Below are 17602 nucleotides of genomic sequence, written 5' to 3'. Positions count from 1 at the left end.
AGGAGGAGACTATGGAGCGCCGTTCATTCTTCAAGGCCGCAGCAGTCACATCGATTGCCGCGGCTGCCGCGCTGACATCAGGACAGGCAAGCGCGCAGGACAAGAAATATACCATCGCCCTCGTTCCGGGCCTGACCACGGACGCCTTTTACATCACCATGCGCAAGGGCGCGGAAGCCGCCGCCAAGGCGGTCGGCGTTACATTGGTGTTTCAGGGCGCACCGGATTTTAACCCCGTCACCCAGGTTCCGGTTCTCGACGCCGTGATCGCCAAAAATCCGGACGCCATCCTGATTGCCCCGACGGACAAGACCCAGCTCGTTCAACCGCTGAAAAAGGCCGCGGATGCCGGCATTCCGGTGATCACCGTCGATACATTCATCGGAACCGGTGTTTATCAGACCGGCGGCGGCGACGCTGATTTCCCGATCTCCTACATTGCGTCCGACAATGTGCTCGGCGGAGAGATCGCCGCGCGCTCGCTGGCCAAGGCGATCGGTGAAAAAGGCAAGGTATACGTCTCCAACGTTAAACCGGGAATTTCGACAACCGATCAGCGTGAGCAGGGCTTCAAGCAGGAGATGGCCAAATATCCCGGCATCACGGTTCTGGAAACGCAGTTTAACGATAACGACGCCAACAAGGCGGCTTCGCAGCTTCAGGCCGTCTACGCGCGCAACAGCGACCTTGCTGGCGTCTTCGGCGCGAACCTGTTTTCCGCACTTGGCGCCGCGAATGGCGTAAAGCAGGCGGGTCAATCCGGCACCATCAAGGTCGTGGCTTTTGATGCGCCCGGCAGCATTGTCGACAACATCAATGCCGGCCTTGTCGACATGGCCATTGCCCAGCATCCAGCGGAAATCGGTTATTTCGGCGTCATGGCGGCCTACGCGCACCTGACCGGTAATTCCATTCCGACCGCCATCGGTACCGGCTTCACGGTGATCGACAAGTCGAACCTGTCCGATCCGAAGGTCGCGAAGTTCATCTACTCGGAATAACAGGTAGCCTCCCGACAACTGGGCGTCCGTCCCGCCAGCGGGGCGGGCGTCATTTACCTGGATGTTTTGCGGCGGGCGATGGGCGCCCGGCCGCCGGGAAGATACAATGATGGATATCCCCACCATGACGACTTCAGATGAAAAGTCCGTCGCCCCGCAGGCGGACCACGCCGAAGTGAGCAAGACGTTCGTGCAGCGGGTGGCTCAGCTTCGCGCCTGGCTTTTTCTCGCGGCGCTCATCGTAACGTTTGAAATCTGGGCGCGGCTGTCTTTCGGCGGCACCTTCGTTCTGTCCGCCTTCAACTGGCAATCCGTGGCGGTATTCGCCGTCGCCCCGCTGTTGATCGCCATCGGCCAGACATATGTCATCATTTCGGGCGGCATCGACCTTTCGACTGGTTTCATCATGGGGCTGGCAGCGGTCGTGGCGGCGCATGTGACCAATATTGCCGGGCTTTATTTCCCCGCTCCCGTCGCGATGCTGATCGGGATCGCCTTTGCGGTTCTGGCGGCGGGCGTACCGGGCGTGATCAATGGGCTGCTGATTTCACGGCTGAAGGTGCCGCCCTTTATCGGTACGCTTGGCATGTTCGGCGTTGCGCGCGGCACCGCCTTTCTGCTTGCTTCCGGCACGACTGTCCCGGTATCCAACTCGTGGCTAGCCGCCCTTGGCAACGGCCGTTTTTTTGGCGTTCCCTATCTGGTGCTGGTCGCCGCCGCCTTTGTGCTCATCATGCATTATGTGCTGAGCCAGACGCGCTTCGGTCAACATAATTACGCCATCGGCGCCAATGTTCAGGCGGCCCGGCGCGCCGGCATCGACATCAAGAAACATATTCTCAAGCTCTATGTCCTCTCGGCCATGTGTGCAGGTCTCGGCGGCGCGCTCTATGCGGCCCGCTTCACCGCCGGCGCCGCACAGGCGGGCGAGCCCCTGCTGCTCGACTCGGTCGCCGCAGTGGTGATCGGCGGCGCATCGCTTTTCGGCGGTTCCGGCTCGATCATCGGCACGGTGGCCGGCGCGCTGGTGATCGCCGTCATCCAATATGGCCTTGTCTTTCTCAACGTCGAGCCATTCTGGCAATTCATTGCCGTCGGCATCGTCATCATCATTTCAGTGCTGATCGATCAGGCCCAGCGCCGGTTCAGCGGAGGCAAGCAGGATGAATAGTCAACCGCTTCTCGAGGTTCGCAATCTTTCCCGCCATTTCGGCGCGGTGAAGGCGCTGGAAAATTGTTCCCTGCTGGTTCGTCCGGGTGAGGTGGTGGCGCTGGCCGGCGACAATGGCGCCGGCAAAACCACCATGATCAAGACACTGTCGGGCGTCTATCCGCCAAGCTCGGGCGAAATCCTGATTGAAGGCAGGCCCGTCAAATTCTCCTCGCCCCAGGAGGCGCGGGAACTGGGTGTCGAGACCATCTATCAGGATCTTGCGCTGGCGGATAATCTGACAATCGGCGCAAATATCTTCCTCGGTCGCGAGCCCATGAAAAAGCTCTTCGGCTTCCTGCCGGTTCTTGATCGCAAGCGCATGGCGGATGCCGCCGCAGAAACCATGGCCAGGCTCGATTTCCACGTCAAACGCCTGGATGCGCCGGTGAGCAATTTCTCCGGCGGCCAGCGGCAGGCGGTGGCTATCGGACGTGCGGTCTACTGGAACGCCAGAATCCTGATCATGGACGAACCGACGGCGGCCCTTGGCGTACCGGAGCAGCGCAAGGTCATTTCACTGATCAAATCGCTGAAGGCGCAGGGTCGCGGCGTGATTTTCATCTCGCACAATCTGCAGGATATTTTCGCCGTCTCCGACCGGATCGTCGTCCTGCGCCGTGGGATTGTCGCGGGCGAGAGAGCAATCTCCGAGACCACGCATGACGAGGTCGTGAAGCTGATGATTGGAGGCTGAGCCATGCGGAGCGACAGCATCTGTGTCTTTGCGTGGAATAAGGTTGCTCCCACTGCCGGGTGCATGTTTTAAGGAAAGCGGCCGGCGGCAAGCTGGCCTTTTTTCATGACCGTGAGTAAACGCCGATGACAGACGAAACCGACAGTGCGGCCTCTCCTGCCCAAAGCCCGGGCAGCGCGGCGCTTCCGGCCGTTCGTCACAATCGCCTGATCGATCTCCTGCGCCGGAACGGTCAAATGACCGTCGCGGAGATGGTCGAGCAGCTTTCGGTGTCGCGCGACACGATCCGCCGCGACCTCGACCAACTGGAAAGTCGCGGCCTGATCCTGCGTACCCATGGCGGGGCGATCTACAATGACGCGCTGGTCAGGGTCGACACCACGCTCGGCACGCGGATGGACGCCTTTACTGCCGCCAAACAGCGTATGGGCAAGGCGGCAGCGGACCTCATCCGCGATGGCGAAACACTGATCGTCAACGGCGGATCGTCCACCTGTTATTTCGCTGCGGCGCTTGGCGAAAGGCAGAACCTGACGGTCATAACCAACAATCTGCGCCTGCCGCCAGTGGCGCCGGAAAACGCGCTGCGCACGCTGCATATTCTCGGGGGAATCTACTGGCCGGTCTCACAGGTCACCATCGGCACCGTTGGCTTTGCCGAAGTACCGGGCATCAGCGCCGACACCGCCGTCATCGGCGCGACAGGCATTTCAGCGAGCGGTATTTCGATGGGCAGGCTCGAGGAAGCCTCCGAAACGGCGGCCATGATCAAAATGGCGACGCGCACCATCGCTCTCATCGATCAGAGTAAATTCAACGTCACCGCCTTCGCGCGCGTGGCGACCTTCAGCCAGATCACTTTTGTCGTGACGGATGCCTGGCCGCCGGATGCCATCATGACGGCGATCAGGAAGGCGGGCACCCAGCTGATCGTCGCCTGAGCTTCGTCGATGGACGTGCTCCAGTTCTTTGTTTTCACGCATTTTCCGGACGTAAAACCGCTTCGCACTTTTACTGGAAATGCACTAAAGCGCGCGCAGCCAGGCGATACGACCCGCCAGATCCGGGTCGTTGAAGGCGAGCGATCCGAGGACCACGGTCTGTGCGCCGGCCTCGCGCAACAGCGGCACCGTATTATCCCGAATACCGCCATCGGCCGCCAGCACGACATCGCCGCGCCCCTGCGCCTTGAGGATGGCCGCCGCCTCGATCAGGCGCGGGCAAGCCGCCTCGGAAAGCCCCTGCCCCTTGACGCCGATGGCCGTTCCCAGCAGCGTGACGAAGTCGATATCCGCCACAAGCGGCCGGATTGTCTCGACAGGCGTTTCCAGACGCAGCACCACACCCGCCTTCGGACCCAATTCACGGATCAGCGCAATGGCCTGCGGCGTCACCGCGCCATTTTCCGGGTGTATGGAAATCAGGTCGGCGCCTGCTTCGGCGAACTGACGGATCTGGCTGAGCACAATATCACCCTCCACCATCAGATGGACATGTATAGGACGAAACGTCAATTTACGGATACGCGAAAGCTGATCCGGGAAAAACAGGAACGAGGGCGCGAAACGGCCATCGGCGACATCGGCATGGTAAATATCCACATGCGGATCGACGCGGGCGATTTCCCGTTCCAGGTTGGCGAGATCGGCCGACCACAACGAAAACTCGCCCAGGAGACGGTCCCGCGGCAGAGCCTCGAACCAATTGGCTGCGGCTTTCATGGCCATGCGCATGTCTCCTGGAATGTGTCGAGATACCGGATGAAGTCGGTGAGGGCAGCGTGCAAGTCGGCGCTGTAGCCTGCCCTGTCGACGGCCTTGGGTGTGATTGCAATGACGCGGGCATCGGGGATCATTTCACCCAGCCTGTGGGCGTAGTCCAGCGGATGAATGAGATCGAGCCCATGTCCGACCACCAGGGCCGGCACCTTGAGCGCGCGGATCTGTCTTTCATCCACACCCGGACCGTCCCTTGCGATGGCGTCCAGAAGCACTGCAATGGCTGCGGGTTCAGGATGATCGAAGAAGCCGGCAAGCGACGCAAGATTGTCCGGCGCCTCATGCGCAAGCCTGCGGCCCGTGGGCGATGCAAGAAACGCCGCCCGTCCGTTCCGCCCGGATTGCCGGAGATGATCGGCGATCACGGAAAAGGCCTTCATGTTCTCCGGCGCAGCTTCCGCCAGCCAAGCGGGACGGATGAGCATCAGGCCCGTCACCCGACCGGGGTGCAGGGCCGCGATACGCAGCGCAATCGCCGCGCCCATGGAGATGCCGCCGATCGCGAACCGCGCAAGGCCAAGCGCATCGGCAACGGCGATCAGATCATCGGCAAAACCGGCGATGGAATAAGACTCGCCGCTCGCCAGCCCTGAAAGGCCATGGCCACGGCATTCGAGCGTGATGCGGCGACATGAAAGCCCATCGGGAAAACCATACGCAACCTGCCTGAGATCGCCGCCAAGCCCATGCTGAAAGATAACCGGAAAGCCCGCGCCGCAATCTTCGATATGAACCTTTCGCCCATCCGGCAGCCTGTGAAGATATCTGCTCATGCGATGAGACGGGCGAGAAAACGCCGCACGTCCGGTGCTTCCTGTTCCGAAAGTCCGTGGGTGACGACCGGGCCATCGAAACCGGCGATATCGAGGCGCCTGATGAAATCCGGAAAGTCGATGACGCCGCGCCCGGCGGTTACAAATCGGCCCTCGGCATCGCGATCCTTGGCATGCGCCATCACGATATGGCCGGCAAGCCGGTCGATGGCGTCGGCCACGATCGCTCGCGCGCCGTCGGCATCCGCCTTTTCAAACAGGTTGGCCGGATCGAGCACGATGCCGAGGGATGGCGAGCCGATCTCCCGCATCAATCGAACAGCATCGTCCGCGTTGCGCACGACATTGGCCTGCTCCGGCTCGATACCGAGCCTGATCCCCAGGGTATCAGCCTGTTCCGCCGCAGCGGCCATCTGTTCGACAAGGTCTCTCCAGGCTTCCGCCGTGTCATTGTCGGGGTGATGGCGCCACTGGTCCTCGCGGTCGCGCGTGCCCGTGCACAACGTCACCACGGGAGTGGCAAGACACGCGGCGACCTTGAGGCAGACCCCAAGACGCCTCATGCCCTCGATGCGTCGCGCATGGTCGGGATGGATCATGTTATAGGTCGCGGAAAGGGCGGCAATACGGACACCCGTCGCACGGGTGGCGGTGGCGATGGCTTCCACGGCCTCCTCGGATACGGCGTCGGGCATCGAGGCGAGACCGGAACAGGCGAGATTATATTGCACACAGGCGTAACCATCGGCCGCAGCACGCGTGAGAACCTCGAGAGGATCCGTGCCCGGATAGGTCTTGGCGAATATGCCCACCTGCATCAGACCGCCCCTGTCATCGTTGCGACATCGATCCGCTGGCCGGTCTCGACGGATCTCGCGATGGCAGCCATGGCGCGAACCGAAGCAAGCCCATCCTCGATGCCAGCGCCGCGCATCGGTGCGCTGTCGAGAACGACCTCTGCAAAACCCTCGAGTTGCCGTCGATAGAAATGGCCGTCCGCGCCCAGCGGCCGCTCATAGGATGCGGTGCGCTCGCGGAAAATCTCCACCTCGGTTGCCTTGTAATACCAGGGATTATGGGTTTTTGCGAGGACGCTGCCGTTCTCGCCATAGATATGGAAGCCCTCGTGCCAGTCCATCCGCACAGCCACGGTCAGGTCCAGATGGCCGAGCGTGCCATCGGCAAAGCCGGTTTCGACAAACCAGCAATAGGCTCCGAAACGCTGAAGTAGTCTCGCCCTCACCCATTCGATATCGCCACAAAGATAACGGGCGATGTCGACCAGATGGCTGCCATGCGCCAGCATGTAATAGCGCTTGAGGTCAGCCTTCGGATTTTCCCGCGGCTTCAGGGCCGCCTTCGACAGAACCGGCAAGGGTTGCACCGCATCGGTCATCGTGTAGCGGTGGGTGCTGTCGCAATACCAGGCCTTCAGCGCCAATCGCTCGCCCATCTCATTGTCGATGAAGTGTTTGGCCGCCTCTATGCCGGGATCGAAACGCTTCATATGGCCGATCTGCAGCACCTTGCCAGTCCGTCGCACGGTTTCGGCTAGGGTCTCGACTTCCTCGACACTGACGCCAACCGGTTTTTCGCACAGCACGTGTTTGCCGGCTTCCAGCGCGCGGATCGCCGCCGGGACGTGGAAAGCGTCGGACGTGGCGATGACGACCGCCTCAAGCTCCGGATCGGCAAGCATGGCATCGTAATCATGATACACCTTGTCCGGCTCATAGGTCGCGCCCATGCGCGCGGCAAGATCCTGCACGACGTCGCAGATCGCATAGAGCCTGGTATTCCGGCCCTTCACCGTGGATTCGAAATGCGCGAACTGGGCGATCGGCCCGCAACCGAGCACACCGACGCGCAATTGCCGATCCAGTTTTTTCACGCTGTCCTCCCGATGCGAAGCCGCTTCAATCTCGGCTCTTTCGCAGGGCGATGTCAAGAGGAATGAAGCATCAAACAGCACAAAAGCGCAAATATACGCATACGAAGGCCGGCGCTCATCGCCTCTATTTTACCTCCAGTCCCGCCAGCAGGCCGCCATCGATCAGGTAATCGGCACCGGTGATGAAACCGGCGCGGTCCGAGGCCAGAAACAGCACCAGCCCCGCGATCTCTTCCGGCTTCCCAATCCGGCCAATGGGATGAGCGGTGCCAAATCTGCGGAAGGCCTCCTCTACGTCGGCGTCAGCACCATCGAAGGTTCGCGCGGCGAGTTCCAGAATGGGCGTGCGCACGGAACCGGGGCTGACCGAGTTGACCCGGATGTGATCGCCCGCGTGATCCAGCGCCATGGCCCGCGTCAGGGCATGAATGGCGCCTTTTGTGGCGGCATAGGCTGCGACATTCTTCTGGCAGGCATGCCCCTGCACGGAGGAAATATTGACGATCGCGCCGCCGCCACGCTTTTGCATCAAAGGGATGCCATGGCGGGCCGTGAGCTGTATGGAGCCGACATTGACCGCGTAAGCCTTTAGAAAGACTTCAGGATCGGTGTCCACAACGGTTCCGTAGGGGTGAATGGCTGCGGAATTGACGATCACATCGAGCCCTTCGAAAGCCGAAAAGGCCGCTTCCACCTCGCTGCTGCTGGCAACGTCGCAGGTCCGGATGGCAAGATCGAGCTTTTCCGACCGCGCCACATCCCGCAACCCATCATTTGCAGCTTCATCAATGCCCAGACAGGTGACATGCGCGCCGGCGCGCGCCAATTCCAGCGCCGACGCGCGGCCAATGCCGGAGGTTCCCGTTACCAGGGCAATCTTGCCCTCAAACTCCCTCATCAACGCCTCCTGCCCCGTCAACATCTTCTGAAACGCCGTCTTTTGCCTCGATGAATCTGAGACCGAAATCCAAGTGCCGGCTCAGAAGATAACTGAAAGCGAGGCGGTCCCGCGCCCGCAGCGCATCGATAATCTCCTGATGCGCGGTATAGGTGGCATCGTGAATGGGCCGATTGCCTTTTCCAATCCGCATGATTTCAAGCATGGCATTACGCTGCGAAAGATAGCTGGCGTGCAGCACGCTGTTACCCGCCAACTGCACAAGGAGATCGTGAAAGACGAAATCATTCACTGCGGCCTCCTCCACGCCGACGCTTTCCCGCACCCTGCGATTGGCGGCATCCAGCGCGTCGAGGTCGCTTTGCGCCGCGCGCAGGAGCACGATCTCCCCCGCCGCTGTTTCCACCACTTTGCGGAAGCCCTGCACCTCGCGGAAGGAGGCGGGCGAAATGGCATGATGCAATGTCATCAGCCGATCGACGGCGTGACTTTGACGATTGGTCAACACCGCGCCTGTTTTCGGCCTGATGTCGATGACGCCGTAGGCGCGCAGATATTGCAAAGCCTCGCGCACCGTATTGCGGCTCGCCCCCAGCATAAGGCCAAGCTCGCGCTCCGTGGGCAATGCATCGCCGAAAGCGAGATTCCTGTCCGAAATCATCCGCTGGATATTGGCTATCAGCCGCTCAACGGCCGAACCACGCGGCGCATCCAGGGAAGGCGCTTTATCAATGATGTGCATGGCCCCTCCCATCCGATGTTCAATTGTTGGATGTTACGAAGAAAATGTCAATTGAAGAGGCCATATTTGCTCGACCCTGGCAAAAATGCTTAATACTGGTCCAACAAATAAGTAAGAACGTCGTCAAAACACGGTTGGGTCTGTGCCTGCCGACGTTCACCGCGCGGACGGTCGGCAAATTGCCTGACCATTCCTGCGCTCAAAAGGCCGCGGGGGAGAGCGAAGGCGTTGGGGATCGCTTCGCAGGCGCTGTAACCGGTCCAGTTCGACCGAGCTGTGATCGGCCGCGGTTCCGCCATTCGCCTGATCGTGGTTGCCGGGCAGCAGCGCGTAAGGCACCTTGCCGTCAAGCTTGCGCAGCGCCGGTTCGGCGACATCCCATTCAGCGGGACGATTGTTCTGGGTGATATCGCCCACATGGCTCATGAAGACGATTTTGTGGCTATCGCGATTGTCGACCAACCATTGCGTCATCTCGCCGAACAGATGCTTGATACCGTCATTGGACGTATAGTCCTGCGTATCGGGGAACACGGCGATGGTATAGGCGTTCGGGCCGGCGACGCGCACGCGAAAATCGTCCGCGATGCTCTTGCCGGCGCTGTCGGTGGCCGATGTCGCCATTACCGCCCGTGCACCGGACGATCCACGCCTCTACGGCGTCAAATTCCTCAGCATGTGGCTCGGACTGTGCGTGCCCGTCTCTCACCCGCTGGCTGAGCGGGAGAGCGTTTTCATGGCCGAGCTCGAAGGCCTGTCCTTCGTCATGCGCGAGCGGGGGTCGCGCACCCGTGAAATCTTCGAAAAGAACCTTGCCGATCACGGCATCTCCATCCAGCCCGTCATCGAGATTTCCTCTCGCGAAGGCGTACGGGAAGCCATCGCCAACGGGATGGGATGCGGCGTGGTGGCCGATCTGGAATTCGGCCACGATGCACGCCTTTCCTTCGTGCCGCTCAGCGACGCCAACGAACTCATCGACGAATATGCGATCTGCCTTGCCGAAAGGCGGCATCTGCCGCTGGTGCGCCGGTTCATCGAAGAAGCCGGCCGGGTCTGAAGCCGGTCACGGCTCCTCAACCGATCGCCTCGATATTCAAAAAACGTTCCGGTGCACATCCGTCATCGCCCGACGCAGGTCGTCGACGGCGGACGCCGTTGGCCCCGGCTGGTCGTTGAGCGCCGGCGGCATTTTCCAGCCGGGGTCTATGCCTTCCATATTGGGCAATTCATGGGCGATGCCTTTATGGCAATCGATGCAGGTGGCCTTACCCGTCAGCAGATATTTGGAATGAATATCGGCGGCGCGCTGCGTCTGTTTGGTAAAGTCCATGGCGGCGGAGGAATGGCAGTTACGGCATTCCAGGCTGTCATTGGCCTTCAGGCGCGACCATTCATGCTGGGCAAGCTCCAGCCGCTTGTCGAGGAACTTCTTGCGCGTATCGATGGTGCCGAAAATCTTGCCCCAGACCTCCTTGGAAGCCTGCATCTTGCGAGCGATCTTGTCCGTCCACTCATGCGGCACATGGCAATCCGGGCAGGAGGCGCGCACGCCGGAGCGGTTGGAGAAATGCACCGTCCGCGTCAGTTCTTCATAAACATTGGTCCGCATCTCGTGGCAGGAAATGCAGAAGGCTTCCTTGTTGGTCATTTCGAGCGCGGTGTTGAAGGCACCCCAGAACATGACACCGCCGACGAAACCGCCAAGGGTGAGGAAGGCGAGGCTGAGCGTGCCGGCCGGCGTCCTCAGAACCGCCCATAACCAGGCGAGAAGTTTTTTCACACGGGCGATCATCATTCGCTACCCGCCGGTTTGACGCCCATCTCGCTCATGTCCTGAAAGGTGTTGGGCACGAGCGGCCGTGTGTCAGCCTGCGGCACATGGCAGGCCGTGCAGAAATAACGGCGCGGTGAAACATCCGCCAGCATCTGGCCTTCGCGCGTCATGTAATGGGTGACGCTGATCATCGGCGCGCCGGAGTCCTGGGTGAATTCGCGCTTGTGACAGGAGAGACAGCGGTTGGCATTAACCGAAAGCTGGTAACCGTCGATCGAATGCGGGATGACCGGCGGCTGCTCCGGGTAAGCGCGCATGCGTCTGAAATCGTCGATCACCCATTTCGGCAGGGGTTTGGCCGGCTCGGTCTGCATGGCGTCGCCGCGCGGGCCGGACAATTCCGGCACCATCTGCGCAACGGCCCCCGTCGCCAGCGCCACGACCAGAAGCGTGGCGGCGATCCATCCGTGTTTCCTGATCATGCGACTGGCTCTATCTTGACTGCGCATTTCTTGAAATCCGTCTGCTTGGAGATGGGATCGGTTGCGTCGAGCGTGACCTTGTTGATGAGCTGGCTGGCATCGAACCAGGGAACGAAGATGACGCCGGGCGGCATGCGGTTGCGGCCGCGTGTTTCCACGCGGGAGCGGATTTCGCCACGGCGCGAGACGATGCGGATTTCCGCGCCCTGGTTGAGCCCGCGCTTGCGCGCATCGTCGGCATTCATGAAACAGCGGGCGCCGGGGAAAGCCTTGTAGAGTTCCGGCACACGCATGGTCATGGAGCCGGAATGCCAGTGCTCCAGCACGCGGCCCGTCACCAGCCAGGTATCGAATTCCGCATCCGGGGATTCCGCCGGCGGCTCGTAGGGCACGGCGATGATGACCGCCTTGCCGTCCTTGTTGCCGTAGAACTTCACGCCCTCGCCCGGTTTGACATAGGGGTCGTAACCCTCGCGGTAACGCCACAGCGTTTCCTTGCCGTCCACCACCGGCCAGCGCATGCCGCGCACCTCGTGATAGGCATCGTAGGGCGCCAGATCATGGCCGTGGCCGCGCCCGAAGGCCGCATATTCCTCGAAGAGACCTTTTTGCAGATAGAAGCCGAAGTGTTTTGCTTCCTGGTTCTCGTATTCGCCGTTGATCTCGCTCAGCGGGAACTTGCCGACATCGCTGTCCTTGTAGAGCACCTCGTACAGCGTCTTGCCGCGATAGGCGGGATTGGCGTCCAGTATCTCCGCCGGCCACACCTCATCCGTGGTAAAGCGCTTGGAGAATTCCACCAGCTGCCAGAGGTCGGAACGCGCCTCGCCCGAGGCTTCGACGAGTTGGTGCCAGACATGGGTGCGCCGCTCGGCATTGCCATAGGCCCCCTCCTTCTCCACCCACATGGCGGCGGGCAGGATGAGGTCGGCGCTCATGGCCGTGATGGTCGGATAGGCATCCGAAACAACGATGAAATTTTCCGGGTTGCGATAGCCCTGATAGGTCTCGTTCTTGGTGTTGGGACCGGCTTGGACGTTATTGTTGACCTGCACCCAGTAGAAGTTCAGCTTGCCGTCATGCAGCATGCGGTCCTGCTGCACGGCGTGGTAACCCGGCTTTTCCGGGATAATGCCGTGCGGGATGCGCCAGATTTCCTCGGCATGTTTGCGGTGTTCCGGATTGGTCACCGTCATGTCGGCCGGCAGGCGATGGGCAAAGGTTCCCACCTCACGCGCCGTGCCGCAGGCCGATGGCTGGCCGGTGAGCGAGAACGGGCTGTTGCCCGGCTCGGAAATCTTTCCGGTCAAAAGGTGGATGTTATAGACCATCTGGTTGGCCCAGACACCGCGGACATGCTGGTTGAAACCCATGGTCCAGAGCGACATGACCTTGCGTTTCGGGTCCGCATAAAGCTCGGCCAGTTCCTCCAGAAAACCGGCCTCCACCCCGGTCATGGCGGCGGTCTTTTCCAGCGTGTATTCGGAGACGAATTCCTTGAAGGTCTCGAAATCGATCGCTTCGGTCTTGGTCGGATCGGCGGAATTGGCGGCATTCACCTCCACCGGATTGTCGGGCCGCAGGCCATAACCGATATCGGTGACACCACGCACGAATTTCGTGTGGTTCTTCACGAAGTCTTCGTTGACGCGCCCGGTCTTGATGATGTGGTTGGCGATGTAATTGAGGATGACGAGGTCCGTACCCGGCTTGAAGATGATCGGAACATCGGCCAGATCCATGCTGCGATGGGTGAAGGTCGAAAGCACCGCCACCTTCACATGGTCAAATCCCAGACGCCGGTCGGCAATGCGGGTCCACAGAATGGGATGCATCTCCGCCATGTTCGAGCCCCAGAGCACGAAAGCATCGGCATGTTCGAAATCGTCGTAACAGCCCATCGGCTCGTCCATGCCGAAGGTGCGCATGAAGGCGTAAGCGGCCGAAGCCATGCAGTGACGGGCATTGGGATCAAGATTGTTGGAGCGGAAGCCGGCGCGCATCAGCTTGGTTGCCGCATAGCCTTCGAAAATCGTCCACTGGCCGGAGCCGAACATGCCCACGGCCGTCGGCCCCTTCTCCTTCAGCACGCGCTTGCACTGCTGCGCCATCACGTCGAAGGCCTCATCCCAGCTCACCGGCTCGAACTCGCCGTCCTTGGCGTAGACGCCGCCTTTTTTGCGCAGAAGCGGGGTTTGCAGGCGGTCCTTGCCATACATGATCTTGGACAGGAAATAGCCCTTGATGCAGTTGAGGCCGCGATTGACCTCCGCCTGCATGTCGCCATGGGTGGCGACGACCTTGCCTTCCTTGACGCCGACCATGACGCCGCAGCCCGTGCCGCAGAAACGACAGGGCGCCTTGGACCACTTGATCTGCAATGCGGAAACACCGCCCGGCACCGGCTGGGCGGCGGCCGGCAGCGCAATGCCCGCCGTTGCCGCCGCAATGCCGGCGGCATGGGCCTTCAATAGATCACGCCGCGTCAGTTCGCTGCTCATCGCCGCTTGTCTCCTCTGTGTCGACGTGTTCGAAAACCATGTTGGCGGCAATCACACCGTCGAGTGTCGAAATATAAGTGAGCGTATCGCCCAGCATGCCGGTGCTCGTGCCGTCTATGACGATGACGATCTTGCCGTTGCCCTCGCCATGAACCTCGACATTGTCGAGCGTTAAAAGCGTTGCCAGCACGGCGTCCCGCATCTGCGGCATCACCGCCACCACGGCGCTTGAAACATGATACCGGCCTGTATTTTCAGGCATATTGCATCTCCGTGGCTCTATCTTTGATCTCGATCACATTGGCGGGACAGACGGATACGCAGGCCCCGCAACCGGTGCAGGCATCTTCCAGCAGTTCCGGAACGAATGGGCCGCCGCGCCTGGGCCGAAACCGGATGGCCTCGGTCGGGCAGGCATCGCGGCAGGCCTGACAATCGATATTGCCGAAGGCGAGACACCCCTCACCGATCGCCATGACATGACCGAAGCGCTGTGCCGCGGGGGCGGCAAAGACCGGCTCGGGACAGGCCTCCGCGCATTTGCCGCAGAAGGTGCATTCCCCGGCGGAGAAATCCACGCAAGGCAAACCGTCCGCCATGGCAATGATTCCGGTGGGACAGGCCTCGACGCATTTTGCGCAACCGCTGCACGCGGCGAGGTCGCTCAACGCGACCCCGGGGGGACAGATGCGTGGTCTATTTTTTTGCCCGCCGCGCAGGAAATCGTGCCGGCTGAGAGAGACTTCCATCATCATCTCGCCCTCAATGTCCGGGCGGCCCCGGCGGGCCGTAAATGATCTGGAACATCCAGACGATAAAGCCATAGGCTCCGACGAATCCGACCGCCAGAATGGGCCAGATTCCAAAGGCCAGAACGGCGAAGGTCACAAGTTCCTTCGTCCGGCTTGGCTTTTCATCTGCGTGTTGAGGCGCGACTATTTTAGGCATATTCGCGTTTCCCTATTCGGTTTGAGTTATAATCGACCAAAAAGAAAATATGTTCAACCACTTGATTTTATTGATTATTTATTAAAACTAACATTCATCAATATCCCTCCTCTAAGCCACTGATTTCACATTGTGCTTTTGCCGAAAAAATAAACAAACTCGTCGGAACAGTGATGTCGGCGCAGCGGGGCAAGGTCTCTCTCATCCGCATGCGCCCGCCTCATCGATGCCAGGCGCGCACATGAAAGGCAGAAAGCCCTGCAACCAAGCCCCGAAACTCGCCGCCCACAAAACGGCGCTGAGGCCATGGTGATAGGGCGATAATGTTGCGGCAAAATCGAATTCCGGCAGGATGCGGACCAGCCCGGCCATCGCCATCAGAAGGGCGGCCACATGCGCCTGCCATGGAAGATGCGTCAGATTGCGGCCCGTATGCCGCAGCCCGGCAATGATGAAGACGGCCATGATGGCGCATCCCAGCGCGCCAACCGACAGCAGATGCAGCCCTGCGGCGGGCGTAACGGAAAAACCGAGCCGTGTCGCGCCGAGCGCCAGAAAACCCACGCCCGCAAAGGCGTTGCCGAGGCCAAGCAACAGCACCTCGGTCTTGAAGACGGCGCGCCCGATGAACCATTCGGCCAGCCGGTCGAAAAAGGCGGCGCCAGCCGCAAGCGAAAGCCAGGCGCAGACATCGCTCTGCGGAAAGAAAAGTTTCGCCGCCATGTAAAGCGTCACCATGGCGCCTGCCATATGCTGGCGGCCGGGATGCGGCCGATAAGGCGTGGTCTCGCCGCCGGGATCGAGCGCGAGATTGATGACGACCACATTGATACGTGCGGCGGAAAGCGAAAACAGCACGGTGAAAATGCACAGCGCCGCCTCCAGCAAGCGGGATGCAAGTTCGAGATCGCCGCTCCACCAGGCATAACGCACACCCGCTTCAGCCGCCGTAAACAGAAGAAGCCAGATAAGGAACGCCAGGTGTTTCACCGTGCGCCGCGCCAGCATCGCCCTGCCGATGAGAACAGAGAGCGCGAGCAGAAAGGCGAGATCGAAAAAACCTGCAAACAGGCTCCCTGCCTCCATCCCGAGAAAGCCGATAAGGCGGCCCGGCAGCCAGAGACCGGCGAGATAAAGCAGCGTTCGTCCCTGCGCCGGCTTCGTATCCGTCCATTCCGGCACCGCCGAGCCAAGAAAACCGGCAAGCGCCATGCCATAGGTGCCGAAGATCATTTCATGGGCGTGCCATTGCGATGCAGGCACCGCATTGGCGAAAGGCAGGGCATAACCACCGATGACGATCCACAGGAATGGCCAGCCTGCGCCGTGCAGGGCGGCCAGAGGGAAAAACAGCCGCAGAGCTTCGGAAAGGATGGGGGAATGCCTCATCGTACCCGCTCCTTTGCCGAAAACAGTTCGGCGAAGGCCGGGCTCTCGGACAGGCGTTCCGCTTCGTCGAAAACCGCACGCGCCATGCGCCGGCCCGGCGAACCTGCGGGCTTATGCGCGGCAATGACACGGCCATCGACGCCGGAGAGCACGATCAGCCTGTCGGCCACCAGCAACGCCTCATGAAGATCATGAGTGACGAGAAGGGTGGAAAAACCGCGCCGACGAGCGGCGTTTACCAGAAGCTCCTGCAAATGACGGCGCAGGCCAACATCGACGGCGCTGAAGGGCTCATCCAGAAACAGCATGTCCGGTTCCACGGCGAGCGCCCGCGCAACGCCGGCGCGCTGGCGCATGCCGCCGGAGAGTTCCACCGGATATTTGCCGAAATCCGCCGCCTCCAGACCGACTTCCAGCGCAAAAAGGCCCGCCCTTTCGCGCCGCTCACGTTTCAACATGCCGGCCGCCGCAAGGCCGTAGGCAATATTGTCGATCAATGTCATCCACGGCAGCAGCCTCGGCTCCTGAAACACCAGACCCTGCCGGCGATAATGGCGGTGCACGCGGCCGCGAACAGGATCGATGACACCAGCCGCGATCTGCAAAATCGTTGTCTTGCCGCTGCCGGAGGGGCCGAGCAGCGCCACGGTTTCCCCTGGCGCTATGCCGAGATCGAAATTCTCGAACAGGCTGCGACCGAGAAAGGCGTGGCCGACATGTTCGAAACGCAGGATGGAACGGTCGCTCATCGTTTGACACCCCATGGCAGCCCGGCGGCGCGCCAGCGTTCCAGCGCCTCGCGCAGCAGATGCAGCAGGCCGTAATCGGTCAGCAGCGCCAGCGCGACGGTGATGGTGAGCCAGGCACTGACCTGCGCGATGTCGAACAGCGCGCGTGCGGTGGCCAATTCGCCGCCAATCCCGCCGGAATTCGAAAGGAGCTCGGCCATGACGGTTACTTTCCACGCGCTTCCCGCCGTCGTCGTCCAGGCCGGGAAGAGGTAGGAGAGCACATGCGGCATGGTGACGGTGCGCAGCCGGTAAAACCACGGAGCGCCGAAAGCCTGCGCCATCACCTCCAGCTGACGGTCCCGCTTGGCGACACCTTCCAGCGCTCCGGCAAAGGACACAGGGGCCGAGGCGATGATAACGGTAATGACAGCCGTGCCGCCGGACGAGCCGAACCAGATGAGCGCCAGCACGATCCAGCCGATGGGCGGCACGCCGAGCAGAACGGTGACGACAGGCTTCATCAACCGCATGGCCGCGAAGGAATAGCCCGCCAGCACGCCCGCCACCGTGCCGATGCCGGCGGCTATAGCGAAGCCGGTCAGGGCCCTGACGGCGCTCTGCGACAGGATGGCGAAGAAATCCGGCCGCGCCGCCAGAAGCCCCATTGCCGCGAAGGTCTCCCCCGGCGAAGGCAGGATGAAGGAGCCATAAATCTCATGCCCGGCCTGCCAGGCAGCGAGAAAACAGAAAATGCCTGAAAGCCCGGCCCAGCCCGCCCACAGAT

General features: G+C 61.1%; 21 protein-coding genes. 5 read left to right on the top strand and 16 right to left on the bottom strand.

All coding sequences use genetic code 11. From position 1 onward, the window contains the following. Positions 1 to 11 precede the first annotated feature (11 nt). From PL597_RS16000 to PL597_RS15985, 4 genes are all read left to right on the top strand, one after another. Positions 12 to 1001: an ABC transporter substrate-binding protein gene (locus tag PL597_RS16000; protein WP_135398461.1), complete on the top strand. Its 990-nt coding sequence runs from the start codon at positions 12 to 14 to the stop codon at positions 999 to 1001. A 124-nt stretch (positions 1002 to 1125) separates the two neighbouring features. After that, positions 1126 to 2172 (top strand): ABC transporter permease subunit, encoded by a 1047-nt coding sequence (locus PL597_RS15995; RefSeq protein WP_233284797.1) that lies wholly within the window; start codon positions 1126 to 1128, stop codon positions 2170 to 2172. After that, the gene (locus PL597_RS15990; protein WP_080820521.1) at positions 2165 to 2908 is read left to right on the top strand and encodes an ATP-binding cassette domain-containing protein; all 744 of its coding nucleotides are present in this window, start codon (positions 2165 to 2167) and stop codon (positions 2906 to 2908) included. The genes PL597_RS15995 and PL597_RS15990 overlap by 8 nt, the downstream gene beginning before the upstream one ends. A gap of 125 nt (positions 2909 to 3033) precedes the next feature. Beyond that, the gene (locus tag PL597_RS15985) at positions 3034 to 3849 is read left to right on the top strand and encodes a DeoR/GlpR family DNA-binding transcription regulator (protein WP_127756839.1); all 816 of its coding nucleotides are present in this window, start codon (positions 3034 to 3036) and stop codon (positions 3847 to 3849) included. A gap of 84 nt (positions 3850 to 3933) precedes the next feature. Here the strand turns inward: PL597_RS15985 and PL597_RS15980 are convergent, their stop codons facing one another. From PL597_RS15980 to PL597_RS15950, 7 genes are all read right to left on the bottom strand, one after another. After that, complete coding sequence (locus PL597_RS15980) at positions 3934 to 4635, bottom strand: ribulose-phosphate 3-epimerase (protein ID WP_246666590.1); 702 nt, start codon at positions 4633 to 4635, stop codon at positions 3934 to 3936. Further along, positions 4626 to 5459, bottom strand: coding sequence for an alpha/beta fold hydrolase (locus PL597_RS15975; RefSeq protein ID WP_137411916.1), 834 nt, complete (start codon positions 5457 to 5459; stop codon positions 4626 to 4628). The genes PL597_RS15980 and PL597_RS15975 overlap by 10 nt, the downstream gene beginning before the upstream one ends. Beyond that, the gene (locus PL597_RS15970) at positions 5456 to 6277 is read right to left on the bottom strand and encodes a sugar phosphate isomerase/epimerase family protein (protein ID WP_137411915.1); all 822 of its coding nucleotides are present in this window, start codon (positions 6275 to 6277) and stop codon (positions 5456 to 5458) included. Before PL597_RS15970 ends, PL597_RS15975 begins: the two co-directional genes overlap by 4 nt. Then, positions 6277 to 7350 carry a Gfo/Idh/MocA family protein gene (locus tag PL597_RS15965; protein WP_137411914.1) on the bottom strand — a complete coding sequence of 358 codons (1074 nt, stop codon included), beginning with the start codon at positions 7348 to 7350 and terminating at the stop codon, positions 6277 to 6279. Before PL597_RS15965 ends, PL597_RS15970 begins: the two co-directional genes overlap by 1 nt. A gap of 124 nt (positions 7351 to 7474) precedes the next feature. Further along, the gene (locus PL597_RS15960) at positions 7475 to 8248 is read right to left on the bottom strand and encodes an SDR family NAD(P)-dependent oxidoreductase (RefSeq protein WP_137411913.1); all 774 of its coding nucleotides are present in this window, start codon (positions 8246 to 8248) and stop codon (positions 7475 to 7477) included. Next, entirely contained in the window at positions 8235 to 8990 is a 756-nt protein-coding gene (locus tag PL597_RS15955; protein WP_246666589.1) for a FadR/GntR family transcriptional regulator, read from the bottom strand. The genes PL597_RS15960 and PL597_RS15955 overlap by 14 nt, the downstream gene beginning before the upstream one ends. Before the next feature lie 156 nt (positions 8991 to 9146). Then, a complete protein-coding gene (locus PL597_RS15950) occupies positions 9147 to 9614 on the bottom strand; it encodes a metallophosphoesterase (RefSeq protein ID WP_246666588.1) in 468 nt (155 codons plus the stop codon). Between PL597_RS15950 and PL597_RS15945 the strand changes: the two genes are divergently transcribed. Then, positions 9598 to 10050, top strand: a complete 453-nt coding sequence (locus PL597_RS15945) for a LysR substrate-binding domain-containing protein (protein ID WP_246666587.1) — start codon at positions 9598 to 9600, stop codon at positions 10048 to 10050. The two genes, PL597_RS15950 and PL597_RS15945, sit on opposite strands and share 17 nt — an antisense overlap. Before the next feature lie 36 nt (positions 10051 to 10086). On the opposite strand, the gene PL597_RS15940 is transcribed toward PL597_RS15945, so the two are convergent. The 9 genes from PL597_RS15940 to PL597_RS15900 all read right to left on the bottom strand — a co-directional run bounded on the left by PL597_RS15940 (position 10087) and on the right by PL597_RS15900 (position 17600). Then, a complete protein-coding gene (locus PL597_RS15940) occupies positions 10087 to 10782 on the bottom strand; it encodes a cytochrome c3 family protein (RefSeq protein WP_271365750.1) in 696 nt (231 codons plus the stop codon). A gap of 2 nt (positions 10783 to 10784) precedes the next feature. Further along, a complete protein-coding gene (locus PL597_RS15935; RefSeq protein WP_080820507.1) occupies positions 10785 to 11276 on the bottom strand; it encodes a nitrate reductase cytochrome c-type subunit in 492 nt (163 codons plus the stop codon). Then, on the bottom strand, positions 11246 to 13750 hold the full coding sequence (napA, locus tag PL597_RS15930; RefSeq protein WP_137411911.1) for a periplasmic nitrate reductase subunit alpha: 2505 nt from the start codon (positions 13748 to 13750) through the stop codon (positions 11246 to 11248). The genes PL597_RS15935 and napA overlap by 31 nt, the downstream gene beginning before the upstream one ends. Further along, complete coding sequence (locus tag PL597_RS15925) at positions 13725 to 14012, bottom strand: chaperone NapD (protein ID WP_060724395.1); 288 nt, start codon at positions 14010 to 14012, stop codon at positions 13725 to 13727. Before PL597_RS15925 ends, napA begins: the two co-directional genes overlap by 26 nt. After that, entirely contained in the window at positions 14005 to 14505 is a 501-nt protein-coding gene (locus PL597_RS15920; RefSeq protein WP_271365704.1) for a ferredoxin-type protein NapF, read from the bottom strand. Before PL597_RS15920 ends, PL597_RS15925 begins: the two co-directional genes overlap by 8 nt. A gap of 7 nt (positions 14506 to 14512) precedes the next feature. After that, complete coding sequence (gene napE / locus PL597_RS15915) at positions 14513 to 14698, bottom strand: periplasmic nitrate reductase, NapE protein (RefSeq protein WP_031234042.1); 186 nt, start codon at positions 14696 to 14698, stop codon at positions 14513 to 14515. A gap of 201 nt (positions 14699 to 14899) precedes the next feature. After that, positions 14900 to 16087 (bottom strand): NnrS family protein, encoded by a 1188-nt coding sequence (locus PL597_RS15910; protein WP_271365703.1) that lies wholly within the window; start codon positions 16085 to 16087, stop codon positions 14900 to 14902. Further along, a complete protein-coding gene (locus PL597_RS15905) occupies positions 16084 to 16836 on the bottom strand; it encodes an ATP-binding cassette domain-containing protein (RefSeq protein ID WP_137411908.1) in 753 nt (250 codons plus the stop codon). Before PL597_RS15905 ends, PL597_RS15910 begins: the two co-directional genes overlap by 4 nt. Then, positions 16833 to 17600: an ABC transporter permease gene (locus tag PL597_RS15900; protein ID WP_271365702.1), complete on the bottom strand. Its 768-nt coding sequence runs from the start codon at positions 17598 to 17600 to the stop codon at positions 16833 to 16835. Before PL597_RS15900 ends, PL597_RS15905 begins: the two co-directional genes overlap by 4 nt. Positions 17601 to 17602: the final 2 nt, after the last annotated feature.

It is taken from the genome of Agrobacterium sp. ST15.13.013 (assembly GCF_027956525.1).
Classification (GTDB): domain Bacteria; phylum Pseudomonadota; class Alphaproteobacteria; order Rhizobiales; family Rhizobiaceae; genus Agrobacterium; species Agrobacterium salinitolerans.
The sequence above is the reverse complement of the archived record's forward strand: the minus strand, read 5'-3'. Positions and strand labels throughout refer to the sequence as shown.

Bases quoted from the DNA above. Each gene is read 5' to 3' on its own strand.
- napE (WP_031234042.1), bottom strand. From the start codon at position 14,698: ATGCCTAAAATAGTCGCGCCTCAACACGCAGATGAAAAGCCAAGCCGG.
- PL597_RS15990 (WP_080820521.1), top strand. From the start codon at position 2,165: ATGAATAGTCAACCGCTTCTCGAGGTTCGCAATCTTTCCCGCCATTTC.
- PL597_RS15910 (WP_271365703.1), bottom strand. From the start codon at position 16,087: ATGAGGCATTCCCCCATCCTTTCCGAAGCTCTGCGGCTGTTTTTCCCT.
- PL597_RS15995 (WP_233284797.1), top strand. From the start codon at position 1,126: ATGACGACTTCAGATGAAAAGTCCGTCGCCCCGCAGGCGGACCACGCC.
- PL597_RS16000 (WP_135398461.1), top strand. From the start codon at position 12: ATGGAGCGCCGTTCATTCTTCAAGGCCGCAGCAGTCACATCGATTGCC.
- PL597_RS15960 (WP_137411913.1), bottom strand. From the start codon at position 8,248: ATGAGGGAGTTTGAGGGCAAGATTGCCCTGGTAACGGGAACCTCCGGC.
- PL597_RS15950 (WP_246666588.1), bottom strand. From the start codon at position 9,614: ATGGCGACATCGGCCACCGACAGCGCCGGCAAGAGCATCGCGGACGAT.
- PL597_RS15955 (WP_246666589.1), bottom strand. From the start codon at position 8,990: ATGCACATCATTGATAAAGCGCCTTCCCTGGATGCGCCGCGTGGTTCG.
- napA (WP_137411911.1), bottom strand. From the start codon at position 13,750: ATGAGCAGCGAACTGACGCGGCGTGATCTATTGAAGGCCCATGCCGCC.
- PL597_RS15925 (WP_060724395.1), bottom strand. From the start codon at position 14,012: ATGCCTGAAAATACAGGCCGGTATCATGTTTCAAGCGCCGTGGTGGCG.
- PL597_RS15975 (WP_137411916.1), bottom strand. From the start codon at position 5,459: ATGAGCAGATATCTTCACAGGCTGCCGGATGGGCGAAAGGTTCATATC.
- PL597_RS15985 (WP_127756839.1), top strand. From the start codon at position 3,034: ATGACAGACGAAACCGACAGTGCGGCCTCTCCTGCCCAAAGCCCGGGC.
- PL597_RS15935 (WP_080820507.1), bottom strand. From the start codon at position 11,276: ATGCGCAGTCAAGATAGAGCCAGTCGCATGATCAGGAAACACGGATGG.
- PL597_RS15970 (WP_137411915.1), bottom strand. From the start codon at position 6,277: ATGCAGGTGGGCATATTCGCCAAGACCTATCCGGGCACGGATCCTCTC.
- PL597_RS15920 (WP_271365704.1), bottom strand. From the start codon at position 14,505: ATGATGATGGAAGTCTCTCTCAGCCGGCACGATTTCCTGCGCGGCGGG.
- PL597_RS15905 (WP_137411908.1), bottom strand. From the start codon at position 16,836: ATGAGCGACCGTTCCATCCTGCGTTTCGAACATGTCGGCCACGCCTTT.
- PL597_RS15980 (WP_246666590.1), bottom strand. From the start codon at position 4,635: ATGGCCATGAAAGCCGCAGCCAATTGGTTCGAGGCTCTGCCGCGGGAC.